This is a genomic window from Micromonospora sp. NPDC003816, from assembly GCF_042874705.1.
In the GTDB taxonomy this organism is placed as follows: domain Bacteria; phylum Actinomycetota; class Actinomycetes; order Mycobacteriales; family Micromonosporaceae; genus Micromonospora.
The window spans coordinates 710883-729487 of sequence record NZ_JBIANP010000002.1 but is presented as its reverse complement, the minus strand read 5'-3'; the positions used below and the strand labels follow the sequence as shown (position 1 = coordinate 729487).

The window sequence follows — 18605 nt, the reverse complement described above, 5'->3', positions numbered from 1 at the left end:
GTGAGCTCGCGAGCCCCGCAGTCGCGAACGAAAGGTTGACTCGGTGAACGAGTTCGTACTGCCGCCGATCGACTACGCGGCACTCGCGCCGATCCTGATCATGCTGGGCGCGGCGGTGCTGGGGGTGTTGGTCGAGGCCTTCGTGCCGCGTCGGCTGCGGCACCCCGTGCAGCTTCCGCTGGCCCTGGTGGCGGTGCTCGCCGCGCTGACCATGGTGGTGTTCAACTCCGACAAGCGGGTGATCACCATCGGGGTGATCGCGATCGACGGCCCCACGCTGTTCCTCCAGGGCGCGATCCTGGCCCTGGCCGGTGTGGCGCTGCTGCTGATGGGCGACCGGGCGGTGGAGCGGGGCGGGGCGTTCGTGGCCCAGGCCGCGATCACCGCCGACTCGCCGGACGACCGGCGGCAGGCGGCCAAGGCCGGTGGTGCCGGTGAGGTCTACCCGCTGACCACGTTCGCCATCGGCGGCATGCTGATCTTCGTGGCGGCGAACGACCTGCTGACCATGTTCATCGCGCTCGAGGTCTTCTCGCTGCCGCTCTACCTGCTCTGCGCGCTGGCTCGTCGTCGGCGGATCCTGAGCCAGGAAGCGGCGATGAAGTACTTCCTGCTCGGCGCGTACGCCTCGGCGTTCTTCCTGTTCGGTCTGGCGCTGCTCTACGGCTTCAGCGCCGGTCTGGGCGACCGTCAGGCGGGCGTGGACTTCGCCACCCTCAACGCCGCCGTGGCCAACTCGACGGCCAGCCCGGTGCTGCTCTTCGCCGGTATGGCCCTGGTCGCCATCGGCCTGCTGTTCAAGGCCGCCGCCGCGCCGTTCCACGTCTGGACGCCCGACGTCTACCAGGGGGCGCCCACTCCGGTGACCGGCTTCATGGCGGCCTGCACGAAGGTCGCCGCGTTCGGCGCCCTGCTGCGGGTGTTCCACGTCGCGTTCGAGGGCGCACGGTGGGACTTCACGCCGGTGCTCGGCACGGTGGCGGTGCTCACCATGCTGGTCGGCGCCGTGCTCGCGGTCACCCAGACCGACATCAAGCGGCTGCTGGCGTACTCCTCCATCGCCAACGCCGGCTATCTGCTGGTCGGCGTGCTCTCCCCAGGACGTGACGGGCTCTCCGGCACGATGTTCTACCTGGTCGCGTACGGCTTCACCGTGCTGGCCGCGTTCGCCGTGGTGACCCTGGTCCGGGACGCCGACGGGGAGGCCACCCACCTGTCCCGCTGGGCCGGGCTGGGCCGCCGCTCGCCGGGGTACGCGTCGGTGTTCACCTTCATCCTGCTGGCCTTCGCGGGTATCCCGCTGACCAGCGGCTTCACCAGCAAGTTCGCCGTCTTCGCTCCGGCTCTCGACGGCGGTCAGGTGTGGCTGGTGATCGCCGGTGTGCTGACCAGCATGGTGCTGGCCTTCCCGTACCTGCGGGTCGTGGTGATGATGTGGCTCTCCGAGCCGGGCGACTCGACCCCGACCGTCACGGTGCCGGGCGCGATGACCTCGGCGGCGCTGGTGATCGGCGTACTCGCGACCCTGGTTCTCGGCGTCGCTCCGGCGCCGCTGCTCGACCTGGCCACCGGCGCTGCGGACTTCATCCGGTAGCGGCGTCACCTTCCGTTTCGGGGGCCGGTCCACTCTTGTGGACCGGCCCTCGCCGCGCCTCCCCGGTCCGCTGCAGGTAGAGCCCGTGTGGCATGGTGGAGGAGTGGTGATTAGGGGTGGCGAGCGTTCAGGTGGCACCGGCTCCGGTGGCCGCCGCAGCCGGCACGCGGGCCAGTTCGGCCCGCTCGGTCTGCATCTCGCCGACCCGCACACCGAGGCATCCGTGCTGGGGCTGCTCGACGCCATCGAGGTGGAGCTGCGGGCCAGCGTGGCCAGCGCCGACCCGTTCGTGACCGAGGCCGCCCGACACCTGGTGGAGGCGGGCGGGAAGCGCTTCCGGCCGCTTCTGGTGGCCCTGGGCGCACAGTTCGGCGACCCGGCTCGGCCGGAGGTCGTCTCGGCCGCCGTGGTGGTGGAGTTGACCCACCTGGCGACGCTCTACCACGACGACGTGATGGACGAGGCCGCGGTGCGTCGGGGAGCGCCGAGCGCCAACTCCCGTTGGACCAACTCGGTCGCCATCCTGGTGGGTGACTACCTCTTCGCGCGGGCCGCGGACGTCGCCGCCGATCTGGGCCCCGAGGCGGTACGCCTCCAGGCGCGCACCTTCGCCCGCCTGGTCCACGGCCAGATCGCCGAGACGGTCGGCCCCCGGGCGGACGCCGACCCGGTGCGGCACTACCTGGACGTGATCGCCGAGAAGACCGGTTCGCTGATCGCCACCAGTGCCCACTTCGGCGCGCTGTTCAGCGGCACCACCCCGGAGCACGTGTCGGCGCTGGCCGGGTACGGCGAGACCATCGGTGTCGCCTTCCAGCTCTCCGACGACCTGCTGGACATCGCCAGCGAGTCGGAGGAGTCCGGCAAGACGCCCGGCACCGACCTGCGGGAGGGTGTGCCGACGCTGCCGGTGCTCTACGCCCTCGCCTCCGACGACGCGGACGCCGCCTCGGTGCGGCTGCGGGAGATCCTGGCCACCGGCCCGCTGACCGACGACGCCCTGCACGCCGAGGCGCTCGGCCTGCTGCGGGAGAGCCCCGCGCTCAAGCGGGCCCGGGAGACGGTCCGCAGCTACGCCGAGGACGCGCGGGCCCGGCTCGCGCCGCTGCCGGACGTGCCGGCGCGTCGCGCCCTCGAATCGCTCTGCGACCACATCGCCGACCGCACCGGCTGATCACCTCTTCGCAGTGTCCCGCCGAGGACCGACGCCCTCGACCGGGTGTGCGGTCAGGCTGACGCGGGCCGGGACAGCAGCCGGGTGGCGGTGAGCATGAGCGCGGCCGCGGTGAGCATGGCGGCGGCTGCGGTGAGCCACATCACCGGGTAACCGGCGGCGGTGGCGAGCGACCCGAGGGCCAGCGGGCCGAGGCAGCCGCCCGCGTATACCCCGGTCTGGGTGATGGAGGTGGCGGCGGCCGGTGCCTGCGGGTGCAGCCGGACCACGGCGAAGTTCATCAGTCCGGGCCAGGACCAGCCCAGGCCGAAACCGAGCAGGACACCGGCGACGAGCGCCCCGGAGCCGGCCACCGCGAGCAGGCCGAGCCCCGCCGCCCCGACCGCCAGCAGGCCGGCGATCACGGTGACGTGCCCGCCGTCGCGGCGGTCGGCGAGCCAACCGATCCCGATCCGCGCGACGACGCAGACCGCGCTGCCGAGGGTCAGCACGAGTCCGGCGAGGGCGGGTCCGTGACCCCGGTCCACGGAGGCGTCGACCAGGAAGGTGCCCAGCGCGCCCGCCGCGCTTGCCGCGAGCGTCGCGGCCACGCCGACCACGACCAGACCCACGGTCGCGTTCCCGGCGGGGCGGTTCGACCGATGGACGGGTTGCGGTCCGTGTGACGGGACGAGCGGCAGCGTGGCCAATGCGGCACCGGCGGCGGCCACGAACGCCCACCGCCAGCCGACGGTGAGCGCGAGTGTGGGTACGGCCGCGCCGGCCAGCAGGGTGGAGACCGGGATGGCCGCCTGTTTGACGCCGAACGACAGGCCCTGTCGTCGCGCCGGTACGTGCCGGGCCAGCAGCAGGTTGCTGGAGAGTTGGCCCAGCGCGTTCGCGGTGCCGGCCACGGCGAGCAGGACGAGCAGCATCGGGTACGAGCGGGCCAGCACGGCCACGGCGAGCAGCGAGCCGGCGGAGATCAGGATGCCCGTGCGGGCGACGACGCCACCGCCCCAGCGTTCCACCAGCGCACCGGAGGGGACCGAGGCGAGCGCACCGACGCCGAAGTAGATCGCCACGGCGATGCCCAGACCGGCCGGGTTGAAGCCCAACTCCTCGCGCATCTGCACGGCGAGCCCGCCGACCAGGAAGACGGGTAGGACGCAGGCGATGGTGACGGCCACGGCGGTGGAGGCGGCCCGGACGGGCCGGGTGGTCGTCTCCGCAGCACGGGACGGGGCGGTGTGGGTCATGGTGGGGCCAACCTACGCCTGCCGCATTCCGGCAACGGAAAGTGCGGTCAGCGTCACATCGGGTATCCGACGAACGGTGATCCTCCACCCGATCAGGCGTTTCGCGCGGGGCTCCTTTTTCATATGGTGTAAGTCCCCGGTGGCGGAGGTGGTTGTGCGTGACCCCCTGGCGGAACCTTCGGACCTGATCCGAAGTGTCTCCCGCGCACTTCGAGTGCTCGAGTCGGTCGGTCGTGCCCCGCGCGGGCTGACGGTGAAACAGATCGCCCGGCGGTGCGAGCTGACCGTTGCCACGACCTACCACCTGGTCCGCACACTCGCGTACGAGGGTTACGTGATCCGCCGCGAGGACGGCACGTACATCGTGGGGCTGGAGGTGGCCGACCGCTACCGCGAACTGGTCGCCGCGTTCCGGGGCTCGCCCGCGGTGGGGGAGAACCTGCGGCGCGCGGCCATCGAGACCGGATGGAGCCACTACCTCGGCCGCTTCGTGGGCGGTCAGGTCGCCGTCACCGCCGTCGCGGAGGGGAACCGCTCGCCGTACCTGGAGGACCTCGTGCCCGGGTTCGACGAGGGCGCGCACGCGACCGCGCTCGGCAAGGCCCTGCTCGCCACGCTCACCGCCGAGCAGCGGCACCGCTACCTGCGGGAGTACGGCATGCGGCCGTTCACCAGCGCCACCCTGACCACCCCGGAGGCGTTCGAGGCCGACCTGGCGGCGGGCGAGCGGCGCGGGATGCAGCTCGAACTGGGTCAGTTCCGGCAGGGGGTGGCCTGCGCGGCCGTCCTGGTCACCCCGGACAAGGACATGGAACGGCGTACGGTGCTGGCGTGTGCGCTGCCGGCCAGCGAGATGATGACCTCCGCCCGGGTGGTCCGGACGAAGCTGATCACCACCGCCCGCGCGATCGCCGAGTGCCTCGCCACCGAGACCTGACCGGCGCCGACCGGTCCGCCCGGACCGGAACGGGGTGGGCTGCCGGAGCCGACCCGGCGAGACGGCCCCCTTCCTGGTGGGAAGAGGGCCGTCGGGAAGCGGCCGGCGCGGAGCCGGGGCGGGGTCAGCTACCGACCGGCCCGCCGTCCAGCCGCCAGGTCACCACCACGCCCGGTTTGGCGTAGTCGCCGTCCGGCCAGGTGGAGGCCGGGTTGTCGACCGAGGCACCGGTGACCTCGCCGGGGTGCTGCACGGCGACGAAGAGCGAGCGGTTGTCGCCGGTGATGAACGGCCCGCAGGTCTCCGCACCGCGCGGCACAGTGAGGAACTGCTTGAGGTGGCCCCGCTCCGGCCCTTCGGTCGGTGTGGCGAAGAGGCCGTCGTTGCTGCCCAGAGCGTTGCCGTCGGTGGAGATCCAGAGGTTGCCGGTGGCGTCGAAGGCCACGTTGTCCGGGCAGGAGATCGGCGACACCTTCGTCTTGTCGTACCCGGAGAAGTAGGTCGACGGGTCCGCCGGGTCACCGCAGACGATCGGCAGTGACCAGGTGAACGTCTCGGCGGTGTTGTCGCCCCGGTGCTCGACCAGTTCCAGGATCTGGCCGTGCCGGTTGGTGCTGCGCGGGTTGGCCTCGTCCGGCCCGGGGTTGCTGCCGACACCCCGGTTGGTGTTGTTGGTCAACGCCACGTAGACCTTGCCGGTGAGCAGGCTCGGCTCGACGTCCTCGGGCCGGTCCATCTTGGTCGCGCCGACCTTGTCACCGGCGAAGCGGGTGAAGGTGAGCACCTCGGCGGCGGTCATCCCGTCCACGAAGGAGCGGTTGCCGCTGACCAGCTTGATCCAGCGGCCCTTGCCGTCGAACGCGCCGTCCGAGGGCAGCCGTCCGGATCCGTCGATCTCGTCGGCGCTGGTCTGGTCGAGCCGGGCGACGTAGAGCGTGCCGGACTCCAGCAGCGTCAGGTTGTGCTTGCGGGCGACCCAGGAGTTGCCCTTCATGAACGTACGGTCCGAGACGAACTTGTACAGGTAGTCGAAGCGCTCGTCGTCGCCCATGTACGCGACCACGCGTCCGTTGCGGGCCACGATGACGTTCGCGCCCTCGTGCTTGAAGCGCCCCAGCGCGGTGTGCTTGCGGGGGCGACTGGTCGGGTCGTACGGGTCGATCTCCACGATCCAGCCGTGCCGGTTCGCCTCGTTCGGGTGTCTGGCCAGGTCGAAGCGGTCGGCGGCACGGTCCCACTTGCGGTTGCCGCTGGGGTGGCGGGTGGTGGTGTTGATGCCGTACCGGGCCAGCCGGGGCTTGTCCGCTGCCGGGGCGGCATCACCGCCGACGAAGTACTGGTTGAAGTTCTCCTCACCGGAGAGCACCGTGCCCCACGGGGTCACCCCGCCCGCGCAGTTGTTCAGCGTGCCGACGACCGTACGCCCCCTGGGGTCGGCGGCGGTCTTCACGAACGCGGAGCCGGCGGCCGGACCGGTCAGCTCGAAGGTGCTGCTCAACGCGTCGACGCGCCGGTTGTACGGGCGGCGGCCCGAGGTGACCGCGCGCCACTGGCCGGTGCCGGCGACCCGCTCGATCTCCACCACCGACATGCCGTGTGCCGCCATCGACACCTTCACCTGCTCGACGGTGAGCGCGTCGAGGCTGGTGAAGCCGGGGAACATCAGGTCCTCGTTGGTGTACTCGTGGTTGACCACGAGCAGTGCCCGCCGACCGCCCTTGTCCAGCGGCAGCACACCGACGTAGTCGTTGTTGTACCCGAACTGGCGGGCCTGTGCGGCGGCGGTCTGCCGACGCAGGTCGAAGGCGGGCGCGCCGGGCAGCACCGGGTCGCCCCAGCGGATGACGACGGCGTGGTCGTAGCCGTTCGGCACCACGAAGGTGTCCAGCGTGTTCGGCGGGATCGGCGAGAAGCTCAGCTCCCCGCTGCCGACACCCCGGCCGCCAGCGCTGAAGGTGGTGGCCTCGGGTACCACCGGGGAACCCGGCGTCGCGGCGGCGGTGCCACCACCGGCCAGCGCACCGGCGCCGCCGCCGAAGCCGAGCACCAGCGCGCCGACGGCCCCGGCGCGGACCAGTCCACGGCGGGAGACCTCGGCGTCGACCAGGTCGCCGAAGTAGGCGTTGTCGGAGGTGTTGGGCACCGGGTGGTCGCAGGCGTTGCCGCAGCGGTAGAGACAGGTCATGGCGTCGCGGCTGCCGTGGCGGGGAGTGCCCAGCAGCGGGAGCAGCCGGGGACGGTCGCTCATGGGAGGAGCCTCCTGAGGGTCACGCACGCCGGTGCCGCTCACCGACGGGTACCCGCCGGACGCTAGGAGGGCGTGGTGAGCGGTGGTCGGCGTCGATATGAACCAGCGATGAACTCCCCGTCGGGAATCCCAGGTCGCGCAGGTGGTGAACCGATCAGCGTGACCGCACGTATCCCTGGTCGTAACGCCGCGCCCGCTCGGTCGAGAGCGAGGAGAGGACCATCAGCGACCACGACGCCCACCTGCTGCGCGCCCTGCACGACGAGCATGCCGAGGCGCTGTACGCGCACGCGTTGCGGCTGGTCAACGGCGACCGGCAGCGCGCCGAGGACCTGGTGCAGGAGACGCTCCTGCGGGCCTGGCGGCACCCGGAGTCACTGGACCCCCGGCGCGGCTCGGTCCGCGCCTGGCTGTTCACCACCGCGCGCAACCTCGCCATCGACGCCTGGCGGCGACGGTCGACCCGGGTCGGCGAGGTCTACACCGACGAACTGCCCGAACCCAGCGAGGTCGTCGACGAGACGGAACGCGCCGTGGAGGCGTGGACCGTGGCGGAGGCGCTCAACCGGCTCAGCCCGTCCCACCGGGACGTCCTCGTCGAGTGTTTCTACCAGGGCCGCTCGGTGTCCGAGGCCGCCTCCCGGCTCGGCGTGCCACCGGGCACCGTGAAGTCCCGCACCCACTACGCGCTGCGCTCACTACGGTTGGTGCTGGCGGAGATGGGGGTGACCGGATGAGCCGTTGCGACTACGCCTTCGACGACGGCGCGTACGTGCTGGGTGCCCTCTCACCCGCCGACCGGGCCGCGTACGAACGTCACCTCGTCGGCTGCCCCGACTGCCAACAGTCGGTTTCCGAGATCGCAGTGCTCCCCGGCCTGCTCGGTCGGCTGGACCCGTCGAGCCTGGAGCAGTTCCTGCCGCCGCCGGAGAACCCCCGGGTGCCCGAGCTACTCAACGCCGCGCGGGACCGCCGGCGTCGGGAGCGGCAGGCCAACCGGCTGCGGTACGCGGTCACCGGCCTCGCGGCGGCGGCGTTCGCCCTGCTGGTCGGCTTCGGCGTGGCGACGATGCTGCCGAGCGAGCAGCCGGGCCGGCCACCGCTGGCGCAGGTGCGTCTGGTCGCGATGGAGCCGGTGACCGGCTCGGCGCCGGTGCACGCCGAGATCGGCCTGCGGCACACCGACTGGGGTACCGAGGTGACCATGCACTGCGGGTACGACGAGCACACCGGCTACGGCAAGGCACATGCCTTCCGGCTGGTGGCGTACGGCCCGGACGGTGCGCAGGAACAGATCGGCTCGTGGCGTGCCGCGCCCGGCGACGACCTGCGGATCACCGGTGCGACCCGGTTCACCAACGCCGAACTGGTCCGGCTGGAGCTGATCCGCGCCGACGGCACCCCCGTCCTGGCCTACGACGTCCGCTGAGGCAGGAGGTCACGCCGGTCAGCGCGGGGCGGGTACCGCTGCCGCTGCGCCGACCTCGCTGTCCGGGCGCGAGCGACGGTTGCGCCGGGCGTTGCGGAGCGCGTCGGCGGTGAAGACGATCAGCGCGAGCCAGACCAGTCCGAAGCCGACCAGACGGGCCGGCGGCATCGGCTCGTGGAAGATCAGCACACCGCAGGCCAGTTGGATGATCGGCGCGACGTACTGGAGCATGCCCAGTGCGGTCAGCGGCAACCGGTTCGCGGCGCCCGCGAAGAGCAGCAGCGGGATGGCGGTCAACGCGCCGGCCAGCACCAGCAGCAGCGCGTGCCCGACCGAGACCCGGCCGAACGTGGCGTCACCGGTGGTCGCGAGCCAGCCGAGGAACACCAGCGCCGGCACGGCCAGCACGGCGGACTCGACGAAGAGGCCCTCTGCCGGGGGCAGCCCCAGCCGCTTCTTCACCAGGCTGTACCCGCCGAACGTGAAGGCCAGCGTCAGCGCGAGGTACGGCAACCGGCCGTAGTCGACGGTGAGGACGGCCACCGCCAGCGCACCGACGCCGAGCGCGGCCCACTGCGCCGGGCGCAGCCGTTCCCGCAGCACCAGGACGCCGAGCAGCACCACCACCAGCGGGTTGATGAAGTACCCGAGGGCGGTCTCCACCACCCGGTCGGAGTTCACGCCGTAGATGTAGGTGAACCAGTTCACCGCGATCAGGGCGGCGGCGGCACCGACCCCGGCCAGGGCGCGCGGCCGACGCAGCAGGGCACGCAGGAACCCGATGTTGCGCATCACGGCGAGCAGCAGGGCGACGAACACCACCGACCAGATGACCCGGTGGGCCAGGATCTCCAGCGGGCCGGTCGGGCGCAGCAGCTTGAAGTACAGCGGGAAGAACCCCCACAGCAGGTACGCGACCAGGCCGTAGAGGTATCCGAGGCGGAGCGGTGTCACGGGTTCACCGTAAGGGGCGGATCGCTCTGTTGATCCTTGCTGGTGAGCGGCGTCACGGTCGACTCACGGCGGTCGAACTCCATCCACCGGTCGGCGCGTACCCCGGTGAAGCCGAGCTTGGCGTACACCCCGTGCGCGTCGTTGGTCGCCAGCAGGATCCGGCGTACGCCAAGCTCGCCGAGGTGGTCGCGGACGCCGCCGGCCAGCCAGGTGCCCAACCCGTGCCCGCGTTCGGCCCGGTCCACGTAGACGTCGCAGAGATAGGCGAAGGTGGCCCGGTCCGTGATCACCCGGGCGACGGCGACCTGTCGGCCGTCCGGCGGGCGGTACACGCCGAACCCGAGCGAGCCGGCGAAGGCCGCAGCCACCGTCGCGCGGTCCCGCCCGAGCGCCCAGTACGCGTCGGTGGAGAGCCAGGTGTGCACCAGGTCCAGGTCGAGGAGATCGGGCGAGGTGCTGAGCGTGTAGCCGTCGGGACGGGTCCGGGTGAACACTCCCGGGACCCTAGTTGGCCCGGCGCTGCGGCGCGGCCCACTTACCCTTCGTTCGTCAGGCGGTCACCGTCGGTGGCGACGGTGACCGCCCGACGAGCGGTCGGTCGGGTGCCCGACGAGGTCGAGCCGCCCGGTCGCGGTCAGTCGCGGTCGAGGATGGCGCCGAGGATCCAGGTGACGATGCCGACGAAGAGCGCACCCAGCACGGCGGCGGGCCAGAAGCCGTCCACGTCGAAGGGCAGCCCCACCTGGTCGGCGATCCAGCCGGTGAGCAGGAACAGCAGACCGTTGACCACCAGTGCGATCAGGCCGAGGGTGAGCAGGTAGAAGCCGCACCCGACGGTCTTGATGATCGGCTGGAGCACCCCGTTCACCACGCCGAAGATGACCGCGACGAGGACCAGCGTCAACACCGTCTCACCGAGCGACTCGGTGTTCAGGGAGATGCCGGGGATGATCACAGTGGCCAGCCAGAAGGCCACCGCCGTGGCGCCGACCCGGATCAGGAGACCTTTCAGAAAATCCATGGCCGGCATGGTGTCATGGCCGGCGTACCGGCGAAACCCGCGAGATCAACTCCGGCCGTGTCGGAGGGGCGCTCCGATGAGTTGCGCCTCGATCGGCGTGATGGCCAGCAACGCCCAGCGCAGGGCCCGCCGGTTGACCACCGCCACCATGTCGGGCCGGCTGCGCGCCAACCACCGCGCGGCGTCGCCGAGGCCCAGCGCGCCGCCCGCGACCGCCGACTCGGCCCGACTCAACGGCGACAGCACCACCAGGTCGGCGCGGGCCAGTCCGTCCGCGTCGGCCGGGGTCAGCTCCTCGCGTACCAGCAGGGTGGCCTGCCAGGCGGCACCCGGACGCGGGCCCGGCGGCGGTGGCGGCGCGTCCCGCACCACGAGCACCGGGGCGAGCGGGGTCGCGGCGGGACCCTCCGCCGGACGGTCCGGGGGCAGCAGCGCGATCGTCCGGCCGGGTACGCCGACACCGCGCGCGAAGGGTTCCCAGGCGTGTGGCCGGGTCGTCTGGACCACCACCCGGGCACCGAGCGCCATCGCCCGCACGGCGAGCAGTTGGGCGGTGGGCAGCCCGCCGACGAGCATCACCCGGGTGCTCTCCGGCCGGAACAGCCGGACGGTGACGGGTGCGCCGTGCCGGTTGGTGCCCAGCATCAACCCCGCCGAGCCGTACGGCAGCGTCGCCTCCGGGCCGTCCGCGCCGGGCGGTGTGGACGGGGTGCGGCGACGCGTGACCGGTCGACCCGGCCGCGCGAGCGGGAGCGTGTTGACGAAACCGTGCAGGTGGGCGCCGTCGTTGCGGAGGAGTACCCCACCGGCGGTCGCCACGACCTGCTCCAGTGCGCGGCAGGCGGCGGAGAGTTCGGCCGGCGTCGCCGTGCTCAGGCGTACGGTCAGCTCGGTCCGGCCCGGTGCCTCCGTGTCGGCGTGCAGCGACACCGTGGTGGCGGTCACCGGCAGCGCGGACAGCCGGGACACCAGCCGGCCCACCGGTTCCGTCGGCCAGTGTCGCAGCGCGAAGGTGCTCTGGAGCAGCCCGCCGCACCGGACGCCGTGCCAGGTCTCCCGGGGCGTGCTGCCGTCGTGGTGCGCGAGTTCGGCGAGCATCCGCAGGGTCGCCTGCGTGCCGAGCGGACGCACGGACAGTGGCCGTAGCCGCCGCACCATCCGGCGTACGGTGCCGGCGAGCGCCCGCCGGAGCGCCTCCTCGGGCCAGCCCGCCACCCGCATCACCCGGACGGCCAGTACGGCGCGCTCCCCGCCGGCCAGCCGCCCACCGGTCAACTGCCGGTACGAGGTGGACACCGGTCCACCACCGGCCGCGACCGCCGGTGCCGCCGTGACGGTCAGCAGCAGTTGCACGCGGACCGGCGGCACGTCGGCGGCGCGGGTCGGCAGCAGCGCGGCGGGTGGCGGCAACGGGCGGGCACCCGCACCGAGCAGATCGGCGGCGTCGCCGACGTCGAGCAGGGCCACCAGGCCGTCCGGGTCGTCGACGGCGGCGGCCGGGAATCCGGCCACCTCGACGGGACGGACGACGGCGTCCGGGTCGACCAGGTCGAGCAGGGTCGTCGGGTGGCGCACCCGGCGACGGCGGACCAGGTAGCCCGTCCCGAGCCGGAGCCACTCGTGCAGCCACCGTCGCCGTGCCCGACCCCAGGCGCCGACCAGGAGGGCGCCGGCCAGCAGGACGGCGGTCGTCGTCGGCAGCGCGCCCAGACCCGGTGCGGCGACGAGCATCGCCGCCGCGACCTGTGTGGTGACGATCTGTCCGACCGTCGGTCGGTACGCCCGCCGCCGCACGCGCGGACTCCACTGTGGCCTGTCGTGACCGTCGTCGGTGCCGGACCGGGCATCGGCGGCACGGCGGGCGAGGGTGCCGGTGGTCGGCGCTGTGGCCCGTCGGTCGATCACACCCCGCGACGTCATCGACGCCCATCGTAGTAGCCCGCCTGCTGCCGCGTTGTCCACAGGGGAGCTAGCGGGGGTAGCAGAAACGCGATGGTGTCGCTACTGTCAGCGACGAGTTCTCGTTGGCCCGTCCCGCGTCGCGCACGCCCTCCGGCGGCGCGGGTGGTGTCGTCCATGGGCCAGCCACGATCGAGAGACGAGGTGACGTCGGGGTGTCCTCCCAGACCCAGGCAGAGGCCGCGGTGATGCAACAGACCGCGGCGAAGTTCGAGCAGACGGACCAGTCGTTGCAGTCGATGCTCAGTGGACTGCTGGCCCAGCTGGCGATTCTCCAGCAGGCCTGGCGCGGGGCGGGCGGCCGGTCGTTCGAGCAGGTCAAACAGCAGTGGGCGCAGGATCAGGCGAACCTGCAGCGGGCCCTTCGGGAGACCGCAGGGGCGATCCGCACCGCCGGCACGAAGTACGACGCGTCGGACACCGAGGCGGCCGGCCGGGTGTCCGCCACCAACCGCGGCGGCATCGAGCTGCCGCTCTAACGCGTTCCACCGGGCTGGTCAGTTCCGATGACCAGGTCCCGGGTCACGACCGAGGGGGAAGACTACCGATGGAGAACGGTGTGCTGGTCGTCAACTTCGCCGCGCTGCACCAGGCCAGCGCGGACATCCAGCGGGCCCTGAACACGCTCGAATCGCAACTCGGTCAGCTGGAGCAGGACGCCGCTCCGCTGGTGGCGAGCTGGTCCGGCGAGGCGCAGCAGGCGTACGAGCAGCGGCAGGCCCGGTGGCGCAACGCCTCACAGGACCTCCAGACGATGCTGCGTGACATCAAGGTGGCGGTGGACGAGTCCGCGACCGACTATCTCGACACCGAGAAGCGCAACGCCGGTCTGTTCCAGTGACGGACGGCTGACGCCGGCCGCCTCGAACGCGGCGGTCGGCGTCAGCCACCGGTGGCCGACGGACGGGCGGTCGACTCAGCGCGGATCGGCGGGCCGCCACCGCCGCCGGACCCCCTGGGGGACGAGGACGGCGGCCAGCACGATGACGGTCACCGTCAGCAGGCCGGCGACGGTGAGCACGGCCACCCGCTCCCGGGCGGCGGTCCGTCGGTCCTGCTGCGCCACCAGCGCCGGGTCCGGGCGCTCCGCGTCCAGCCCGCCCGCCGGTCTCGCGCCGGGCGTCGTACCGTCCGCCTCGGTGACCGCCCGGTACGGATTGAGCACACCCGCGCCGTACCCCGCGTCGGGAGCCGGGTCGGCGGTCGCGATGATCCGCCGGGCCACCTCCGCAGCGCTCAGCTCCGGGCGGTACTGGCGCACCAGGGCGGCGGTCGCGGCCACGAAGGGCGCGGCGTAACTGGTCCCCTCGGCCCGGTGGTGGCCGCGTCCGGTCGCGGCGATCAGCACGTCGGTGCCGGGCGCTACCAGGTCGACGTAGGAGCCGGTCTGGGAGAACCCGGCCCGTGTCCCGTCGGCACCGATCGCGCCGACCCCGATCACCGACCCGTACGCGGCGGGGTAGGGGCGCGGGTCGCCCTCCCCGTGCAGGTTGCCGGCGGCGGCCACCACGATCACGTCCCGGGCCGCCGCGTAGGCGATCGCGGCACGGACCGTCGGTCGGTCGGCGTACAGCACCACCGACAGGTTGATCACGTCGGCGTCGTTGTCGACCGCCCAACGGATCGCCGTGGCGAACTCCTCCGGCGCGACCGTACGCCCCGCTCCCCGGCCGTCCACGACCTGCTGTTCGCTGACCCGCACCGGCAGGATCCGGGCGTTCGGCGCCAGACCGTGGAAGGCCACTCCGTCGTGCGGGGCGGCGGCGATGATGCTGGCCACGCCGGTGCCGTGGCCGACGCAGTCCCGGGTGCCGTCACCGCCGGGGTCGAGCAGGTCGAGGCCGTCGAGCACCCGGTCGGCGAGCTGCGGGTGGCGCCGATCCACGCCCGAGTCGACCACCGCGACGGTCACCCCGGACCCGTTCGCCAGCGGCGACAGCCGCGCCGGGGCGTACCGCTCCTGCGGCCAGGGCGCGGTGGCCACTGGTCGGGCCGGTGCCGGCGGTGCGGCGCAGTCCGGCCCATCCGGAGTCGCCGGCAACCCGGCCGTCGCGGGCCGTGCCGACGCAGCGGGTGCCGGGGTGACCGGCGCGGCCAGCAGGGTGGCGGCAGCCACACCCGCCAGGATCGGGAGCGGGACGTACCGGGACATCGACCGCCTCCGTATCGTGTCGACTCCGGAACGGGATGTTATCGCCCCTCGGTGAACCGGGCGGACCGGCGACGGCCTGGCATTGTGATCTTGTGGACACCTTGTAGGTTGTAGGCGATACCTATGGCTGTGCCCGGGAGGAGGGGTGGCCGTGACCGACTGGGCGCCGGCCACCGAGGCCGAGGCGGCGATGCGGGACGCGCTACGCGGCAACGACCAGCAGTTGTACTTCCGCATCCTGTCCCGGGTCGAGCTGCTGTTGCCGATCTCCGCCCAGCCCGTCCCGGGCCAGGTGCCGGCGGGCTGGGGCACCTGGACGACCGGTGGCCGCACGCACGTGTTGGCGTTCACCTCCGCCGAGGCGATGCGGTCCTGTCTCGGTGACCACGCCGGGCCGAGTCGACGCTCCGGGTACGCCGAACTGGCCGCCGGCTGGCCGAACCACGAGTGGTGGCTGGCGGTCAATCCCGGCCTGCCGATCGAGGGCTACCTGCCCGCCTGGTTCGTCTCCCAGTTGTCCCGTGGCGACGTCCGGCTGCCCGGGCGCACGGTCGGCGCCCGGGCCCGGTTGGAACGGGTGGAGGCGCTGAACCGCTCGCGCGAGGGGCGAGCGTCGCACGGCACCCCGCCCCCTGCGACCGGCACCGCACGGTCACCCGGCGTCGGTCCCGATCGTCCGGCACCCTCCTCGCCGCAGCCGGTGGCCCCGGCGGCCTTCCAGTTGCCCGAGTCACCGGTGGCGGCGCCCGGCACGGTGGCCGGTCCGCACCAGCAGCAGCCCGGCGGTGGATCGCCGGGTCGACCTGACCTCGGTCGGGGCGCACCCGTCCAGGATTCCGTGCCCCGTCAGGAGACTCTCGGGAGCCGGCTCAGCGCCGTCGGCGGTGGCCGGGTGGAGGGTCCGGTCGGCGCGCCGCCGAGTCGGCCGATGCCGACACCCGGCGAGGAACCGACGGTCGCCGGTCCCGGCTGGCCGGGTACCCCGGAACGCGCAGGCCCGGCCGGCAACGGCCCAGCCAGCAGCGGCCCGCCCAGCAGCGGCCCGCCCACCAACGGCCCGCCCGCCGACACCGGCAGCGGCCAGACGCCCAGGCGGTCCTTCTTCGAGCCGTCGAACTCCCGTACCGGCCAGCGCGCCGACCGGCTGACCGACCGTGCGACCCCGCCGTCCCGGCTGGCTGCCCGTGGCGGGCAGCCGTTCCCCCGGCGCGGGACGGCCGCTGATCCGTCCGCCGAGGGGAAGACCCGCGCCTTCGACTTCACCGGCACCGAGTCGGGTGCCCGCCCCGAGTCCGGTGGCGAGCCGACCCAGCAATTGCCGTCACCCGGCGGTGCGACGCAGGAGCCGACCCGGCCACTGCGGGTCTCCCCGCCGAACGGTTGGACGGCACCGGGTGGTCTCGCCGACAGCGGCGACCCCACCGAGGCGTTGCCCCCTCGCGGGCCGGCGGAGCCCACGGAGGAGTTGTCGGCCGCGGAACCGGTCTCCGGCCCGCCCGCGACCCGCCGTGGCTTCACCCCGATCGTCATCGAGGGCACCATCATCGAGGCGCGCGACCTCAGCTCGGTCGACGACGCCCCATCCCGGCCGCAGGGGTTCGCCACCTTCGCCAGCGCCGAACCGACAGTGCGTGTCCCGCCGGTCGAGGCCGACCCCACCATGCGGGTCCCCGTGTCGGAGGCCGAACCGACAGTGCGGGTCCCGGTCTCCGAGGCTGAGCCGACAGTGCAGGTTCCGTCGGTGCAGGCGGAACCGACTGCGCAGGTCCCGCTGGTGGAGGCCGAACCGACGACATGGGTGCCCACGGTCGGGGCCGAGCCGACCGCGCCGGTCCGGACCGTCGAGCCCGAGACGACGGCCTGGGTCCCGACGGTGGAGCCGGAGACGACGGCTTGGGTGCCGACGGTCGAGGCCGAGCCGACCGTTCAGGTGCCGTCTGACGAGCCCACCGCCCGGGTCCCGTCCACCGCGCCGGAGACGACGGCCTGGGTGCCGACGGTAGGGGCCGAACCGACCGTCGAGGTGCCGTCTGCCGAGGCGGAGCCGACGGTGCGTGTCCCGGTCCCGCAGGCGGGGCCGACCGCCTCGGTTCCGCTGGTGGAGGCCGATCCGACCACATGGGTGCCGACGGTGGCGGATCCGACCGGATGGATCCCGACGATCGGATCCGAGCCGACCGCCGACGTGCCGTCGGTCGAGGCCGAGCCGACCGCCGAAGTCCCGTTGACCGACGCCGAGCCGACGGTCGAGGTCCCGTCCGCCGGGTCCGAGCCGACCGCCGATCTGGTGCCGGCGGGTTCCGAACCGACCGCCGAGGTGCCGCCGGTCGAGGCGACTGCCGACGTTCCGCTGGTCGGGTCCGAGCAACAGACCGTGCCGCTCCGGGGGACGATCCCGGAGTCGGCCATCGAGACCGAGCTGATCACGCCTCCGGCCTCGCCGACGGTCGCTCGGGCCGAGGTCTCCGAGTCGGGCGACGGGTCCGAGCCGACGGTGCAGAGTCCCGCCGCGACCACCCCGGACGCGGCATCCGTCGCCACGCCGCCGGCGGCCGGTGCCGAGTTCACGCCGGCCAACGACGTCGAGGTGAACCTGCTGGAGGCGGCGGAGGCGGGCAGCACCGACACGTTCCTCTCCACGCTGCTGCTGGCCCGGGTCCTGATGCCGGTGGCGGCCGACTCCGTCACGGGTACCCGACCGGGCGACCCGGGCTTCGTCTGGCCCACCGTGCAACTGGACGGCCAGACCTTCGTGGTGGCGTACACCTCGCCGCAGCGGCTGAGCGACCACACCGATCCGGCCGCCGCCGAGACGCTCCAGGTCCGCTTCGTCCAGCTGATCCGCTGCTGGCCGGACACGTCGTGGTCGTTCGCGGTGAATCCCGGTACGCCGGTCGGCGCCAAGCTGCCCGGCGAGCAGATCGTCGGGCTGGCCAACTGGGCCGCCGAGCTGGGGCTCGGTGACGACCCGGAGCGGGAGACCGAGTCGTCGGCCGAGCCGACCGTCTCGTCCAAAGGCCCACGGGAGGCCGCACCGGTCGTCGACCCGGTGCGGCCGATCGTGATGCAGAAGGCGATCGCACCCAGCCAGCTCGGCTACTACCTGGAGCGTGGCTACGACCGGGTCTCCGGCTTCGTCCACCGGGCCGGCGAGCTGGCCCATCTCGACACCCCGGCGAAGTTGCACGGCGCGCTCGGCCTCGACCATCCCGAGTCGCCCTTCGCCGCCGACGCCGAGCAGATCTACGTGCTGCGGTGGCCGGCGTACCGGCCGAGCCTCTACCGGATCCCGTACGGCGGGCAGAACGAGGCCGCCATGCGGGCGATGGAGGGCTGGGTCATCGAGCGTCCGCCGTTCCGGGGCAACGGTTTCGCCCCCGGCGAGAGTTCCGACGTGGTGGCCGAGTTCAAGGTGGACAGCGTCCGGCTGCCGCACGGCGCCCAGCTGCTGCGGATCGGCGCGGACGGCACCGAACGTCTGGTCGCCGTGCTCGACACCGACACGCTCGCCTGGCGACAGGTCGGTGAGCGGTGATGCGCGACGGCTACGTGGCCCGCTGGCGTGGCCGGGAGTACCAGGCCAGCCCGGACGGCGGCGAGATCCGGCTCTACCGGCCGGAGGCGGCCGACGGCTTCGAGGAGGTCCGCGTCGGCCGCCACGTCCGGGTCGTCCCGGCCTCGGAGGTCGAGGAACTGGCGTACGTCCGGACGACCTGCACCTGGCAGGGGCAGCCGTTCATCGTGCTCGCCGTGCACGACGGGTGGCTGCGGGTCGAGTACACCGGTGGTCGGTGGCCGGTCGCCCAGGCGATGCGGCTGGAAGCCTTCGACTTCGGTGTCTACCAGGGCTGGGCGCCGGTCGGTGAGGTCACCGACGTCCGCGAACAGCGGATCTGAGC

Annotated in this window: 16 protein-coding genes; 9 read left to right on the top strand and 7 right to left on the bottom strand. The window is 73.0% G+C overall.

The window, feature by feature from the left end; genetic code table 11:
- Nucleotides 1-43: 43 nt before the first annotated feature.
- Nucleotides 44-1594, top strand: coding sequence for an NADH-quinone oxidoreductase subunit NuoN (gene nuoN / locus ACFYTT_RS09155; RefSeq protein WP_131054359.1), 1551 nt, complete (start codon nt 44-46; stop codon nt 1592-1594).
- A gap of 106 nt (nt 1595-1700) precedes the next feature.
- Entirely contained in the window at nt 1701-2768 is a 1068-nt protein-coding gene (locus ACFYTT_RS09150) for a polyprenyl synthetase family protein (protein WP_387258667.1), read from the top strand.
- Nucleotides 2769-2821: 53 nt separating this feature from the next.
- Here the strand turns inward: ACFYTT_RS09150 and ACFYTT_RS09145 are convergent, their stop codons facing one another.
- Entirely contained in the window at nt 2822-4006 is a 1185-nt protein-coding gene (locus ACFYTT_RS09145) for an MFS transporter (RefSeq protein ID WP_387258326.1), read from the bottom strand.
- 154 nt (nt 4007-4160) lie between these two features.
- Here ACFYTT_RS09145 and ACFYTT_RS09140 point away from each other — a divergent pair, with 154 nt between their 5' ends.
- A complete protein-coding gene (locus ACFYTT_RS09140) occupies nt 4161-4943 on the top strand; it encodes an IclR family transcriptional regulator (RefSeq protein ID WP_131056756.1) in 783 nt (260 codons plus the stop codon).
- 124 nt (nt 4944-5067) lie between these two features.
- Here ACFYTT_RS09140 and ACFYTT_RS09135 read toward each other — a convergent pair whose 3' ends face one another.
- Complete coding sequence (locus tag ACFYTT_RS09135; protein WP_176092349.1) at nt 5068-7191, bottom strand: PhoX family phosphatase; 2124 nt, start codon at nt 7189-7191, stop codon at nt 5068-5070.
- A 242-nt stretch (nt 7192-7433) separates the two neighbouring features.
- Between ACFYTT_RS09135 and ACFYTT_RS09130 the strand changes: the two genes are divergently transcribed.
- Both ACFYTT_RS09130 and ACFYTT_RS09125 read left to right on the top strand, forming a co-directional pair.
- Nucleotides 7434-7928 (top strand): sigma-70 family RNA polymerase sigma factor, encoded by a 495-nt coding sequence (locus tag ACFYTT_RS09130; RefSeq protein ID WP_233527450.1) that lies wholly within the window; start codon nt 7434-7436, stop codon nt 7926-7928.
- Nucleotides 7925-8620: an anti-sigma factor gene (locus ACFYTT_RS09125; RefSeq protein WP_131056992.1), complete on the top strand. Its 696-nt coding sequence runs from the start codon at nt 7925-7927 to the stop codon at nt 8618-8620. The genes ACFYTT_RS09130 and ACFYTT_RS09125 overlap by 4 nt, the downstream gene beginning before the upstream one ends.
- Nucleotides 8621-8638: 18 nt before the next feature.
- Here ACFYTT_RS09125 and rarD read toward each other — a convergent pair whose 3' ends face one another.
- From rarD to ACFYTT_RS09105, 4 genes are all read right to left on the bottom strand, one after another.
- Nucleotides 8639-9574, bottom strand: a complete 936-nt coding sequence (rarD, locus tag ACFYTT_RS09120; protein ID WP_131056991.1) for an EamA family transporter RarD — start codon at nt 9572-9574, stop codon at nt 8639-8641.
- A complete protein-coding gene (locus ACFYTT_RS09115) occupies nt 9571-10068 on the bottom strand; it encodes a GNAT family N-acetyltransferase (RefSeq protein WP_176092350.1) in 498 nt (165 codons plus the stop codon). Before ACFYTT_RS09115 ends, rarD begins: the two co-directional genes overlap by 4 nt.
- A gap of 140 nt (nt 10069-10208) precedes the next feature.
- Nucleotides 10209-10595, bottom strand: coding sequence for a phage holin family protein (locus ACFYTT_RS09110; RefSeq protein WP_131056987.1), 387 nt, complete (start codon nt 10593-10595; stop codon nt 10209-10211).
- A gap of 45 nt (nt 10596-10640) precedes the next feature.
- Nucleotides 10641-12515 carry a type VII secretion protein EccE gene (locus ACFYTT_RS09105; protein WP_387258324.1) on the bottom strand — a complete coding sequence of 625 codons (1875 nt, stop codon included), beginning with the start codon at nt 12513-12515 and terminating at the stop codon, nt 10641-10643.
- A 194-nt stretch (nt 12516-12709) separates the two neighbouring features.
- On the opposite strand from ACFYTT_RS09105, the gene ACFYTT_RS09100 reads away from it, so the two are divergent.
- Together ACFYTT_RS09100 and ACFYTT_RS09095 are read left to right on the top strand one after the other, a co-directional pair.
- A complete protein-coding gene (locus ACFYTT_RS09100) occupies nt 12710-13033 on the top strand; it encodes a WXG100 family type VII secretion target (protein ID WP_255446614.1) in 324 nt (107 codons plus the stop codon).
- Between the two features lie 68 nt (nt 13034-13101).
- The gene (locus ACFYTT_RS09095) at nt 13102-13395 is read left to right on the top strand and encodes a WXG100 family type VII secretion target (RefSeq protein WP_131053499.1); all 294 of its coding nucleotides are present in this window, start codon (nt 13102-13104) and stop codon (nt 13393-13395) included.
- 75 nt (nt 13396-13470) lie between these two features.
- Here the strand turns inward: ACFYTT_RS09095 and mycP are convergent, their stop codons facing one another.
- Complete coding sequence (mycP, locus tag ACFYTT_RS09090) at nt 13471-14706, bottom strand: type VII secretion-associated serine protease mycosin (protein ID WP_387258321.1); 1236 nt, start codon at nt 14704-14706, stop codon at nt 13471-13473.
- A gap of 151 nt (nt 14707-14857) precedes the next feature.
- Here mycP and ACFYTT_RS09085 point away from each other — a divergent pair, with 151 nt between their 5' ends.
- Both ACFYTT_RS09085 and ACFYTT_RS09080 read left to right on the top strand, forming a co-directional pair.
- Nucleotides 14858-18241, top strand: coding sequence for an SseB family protein (locus ACFYTT_RS09085; RefSeq protein WP_387258320.1), 3384 nt, complete (start codon nt 14858-14860; stop codon nt 18239-18241).
- Nucleotides 18238-18603: a hypothetical protein gene (locus ACFYTT_RS09080; protein WP_176092353.1), complete on the top strand. Its 366-nt coding sequence runs from the start codon at nt 18238-18240 to the stop codon at nt 18601-18603. The genes ACFYTT_RS09085 and ACFYTT_RS09080 overlap by 4 nt, the downstream gene beginning before the upstream one ends.
- Nucleotides 18604-18605: the final 2 nt, after the last annotated feature.

Excerpts from the sequence above, each read along its gene's own strand:
- ACFYTT_RS09125 (WP_131056992.1), top strand. The coding sequence starts at position 7,925 with ATGAGCCGTTGCGACTACGCCTTCGACGACGGCGCGTACGTGCTGGGT.
- ACFYTT_RS09135 (WP_176092349.1), bottom strand. The coding sequence starts at position 7,191 with ATGAGCGACCGTCCCCGGCTGCTCCCGCTGCTGGGCACTCCCCGCCAC.
- ACFYTT_RS09145 (WP_387258326.1), bottom strand. The coding sequence starts at position 4,006 with ATGACCCACACCGCCCCGTCCCGTGCTGCGGAGACGACCACCCGGCCC.
- ACFYTT_RS09105 (WP_387258324.1), bottom strand. The coding sequence starts at position 12,515 with ATGACGTCGCGGGGTGTGATCGACCGACGGGCCACAGCGCCGACCACC.
- ACFYTT_RS09110 (WP_131056987.1), bottom strand. The coding sequence starts at position 10,595 with ATGGATTTTCTGAAAGGTCTCCTGATCCGGGTCGGCGCCACGGCGGTG.
- mycP (WP_387258321.1), bottom strand. The coding sequence starts at position 14,706 with ATGTCCCGGTACGTCCCGCTCCCGATCCTGGCGGGTGTGGCTGCCGCC.
- ACFYTT_RS09095 (WP_131053499.1), top strand. The coding sequence starts at position 13,102 with ATGGAGAACGGTGTGCTGGTCGTCAACTTCGCCGCGCTGCACCAGGCC.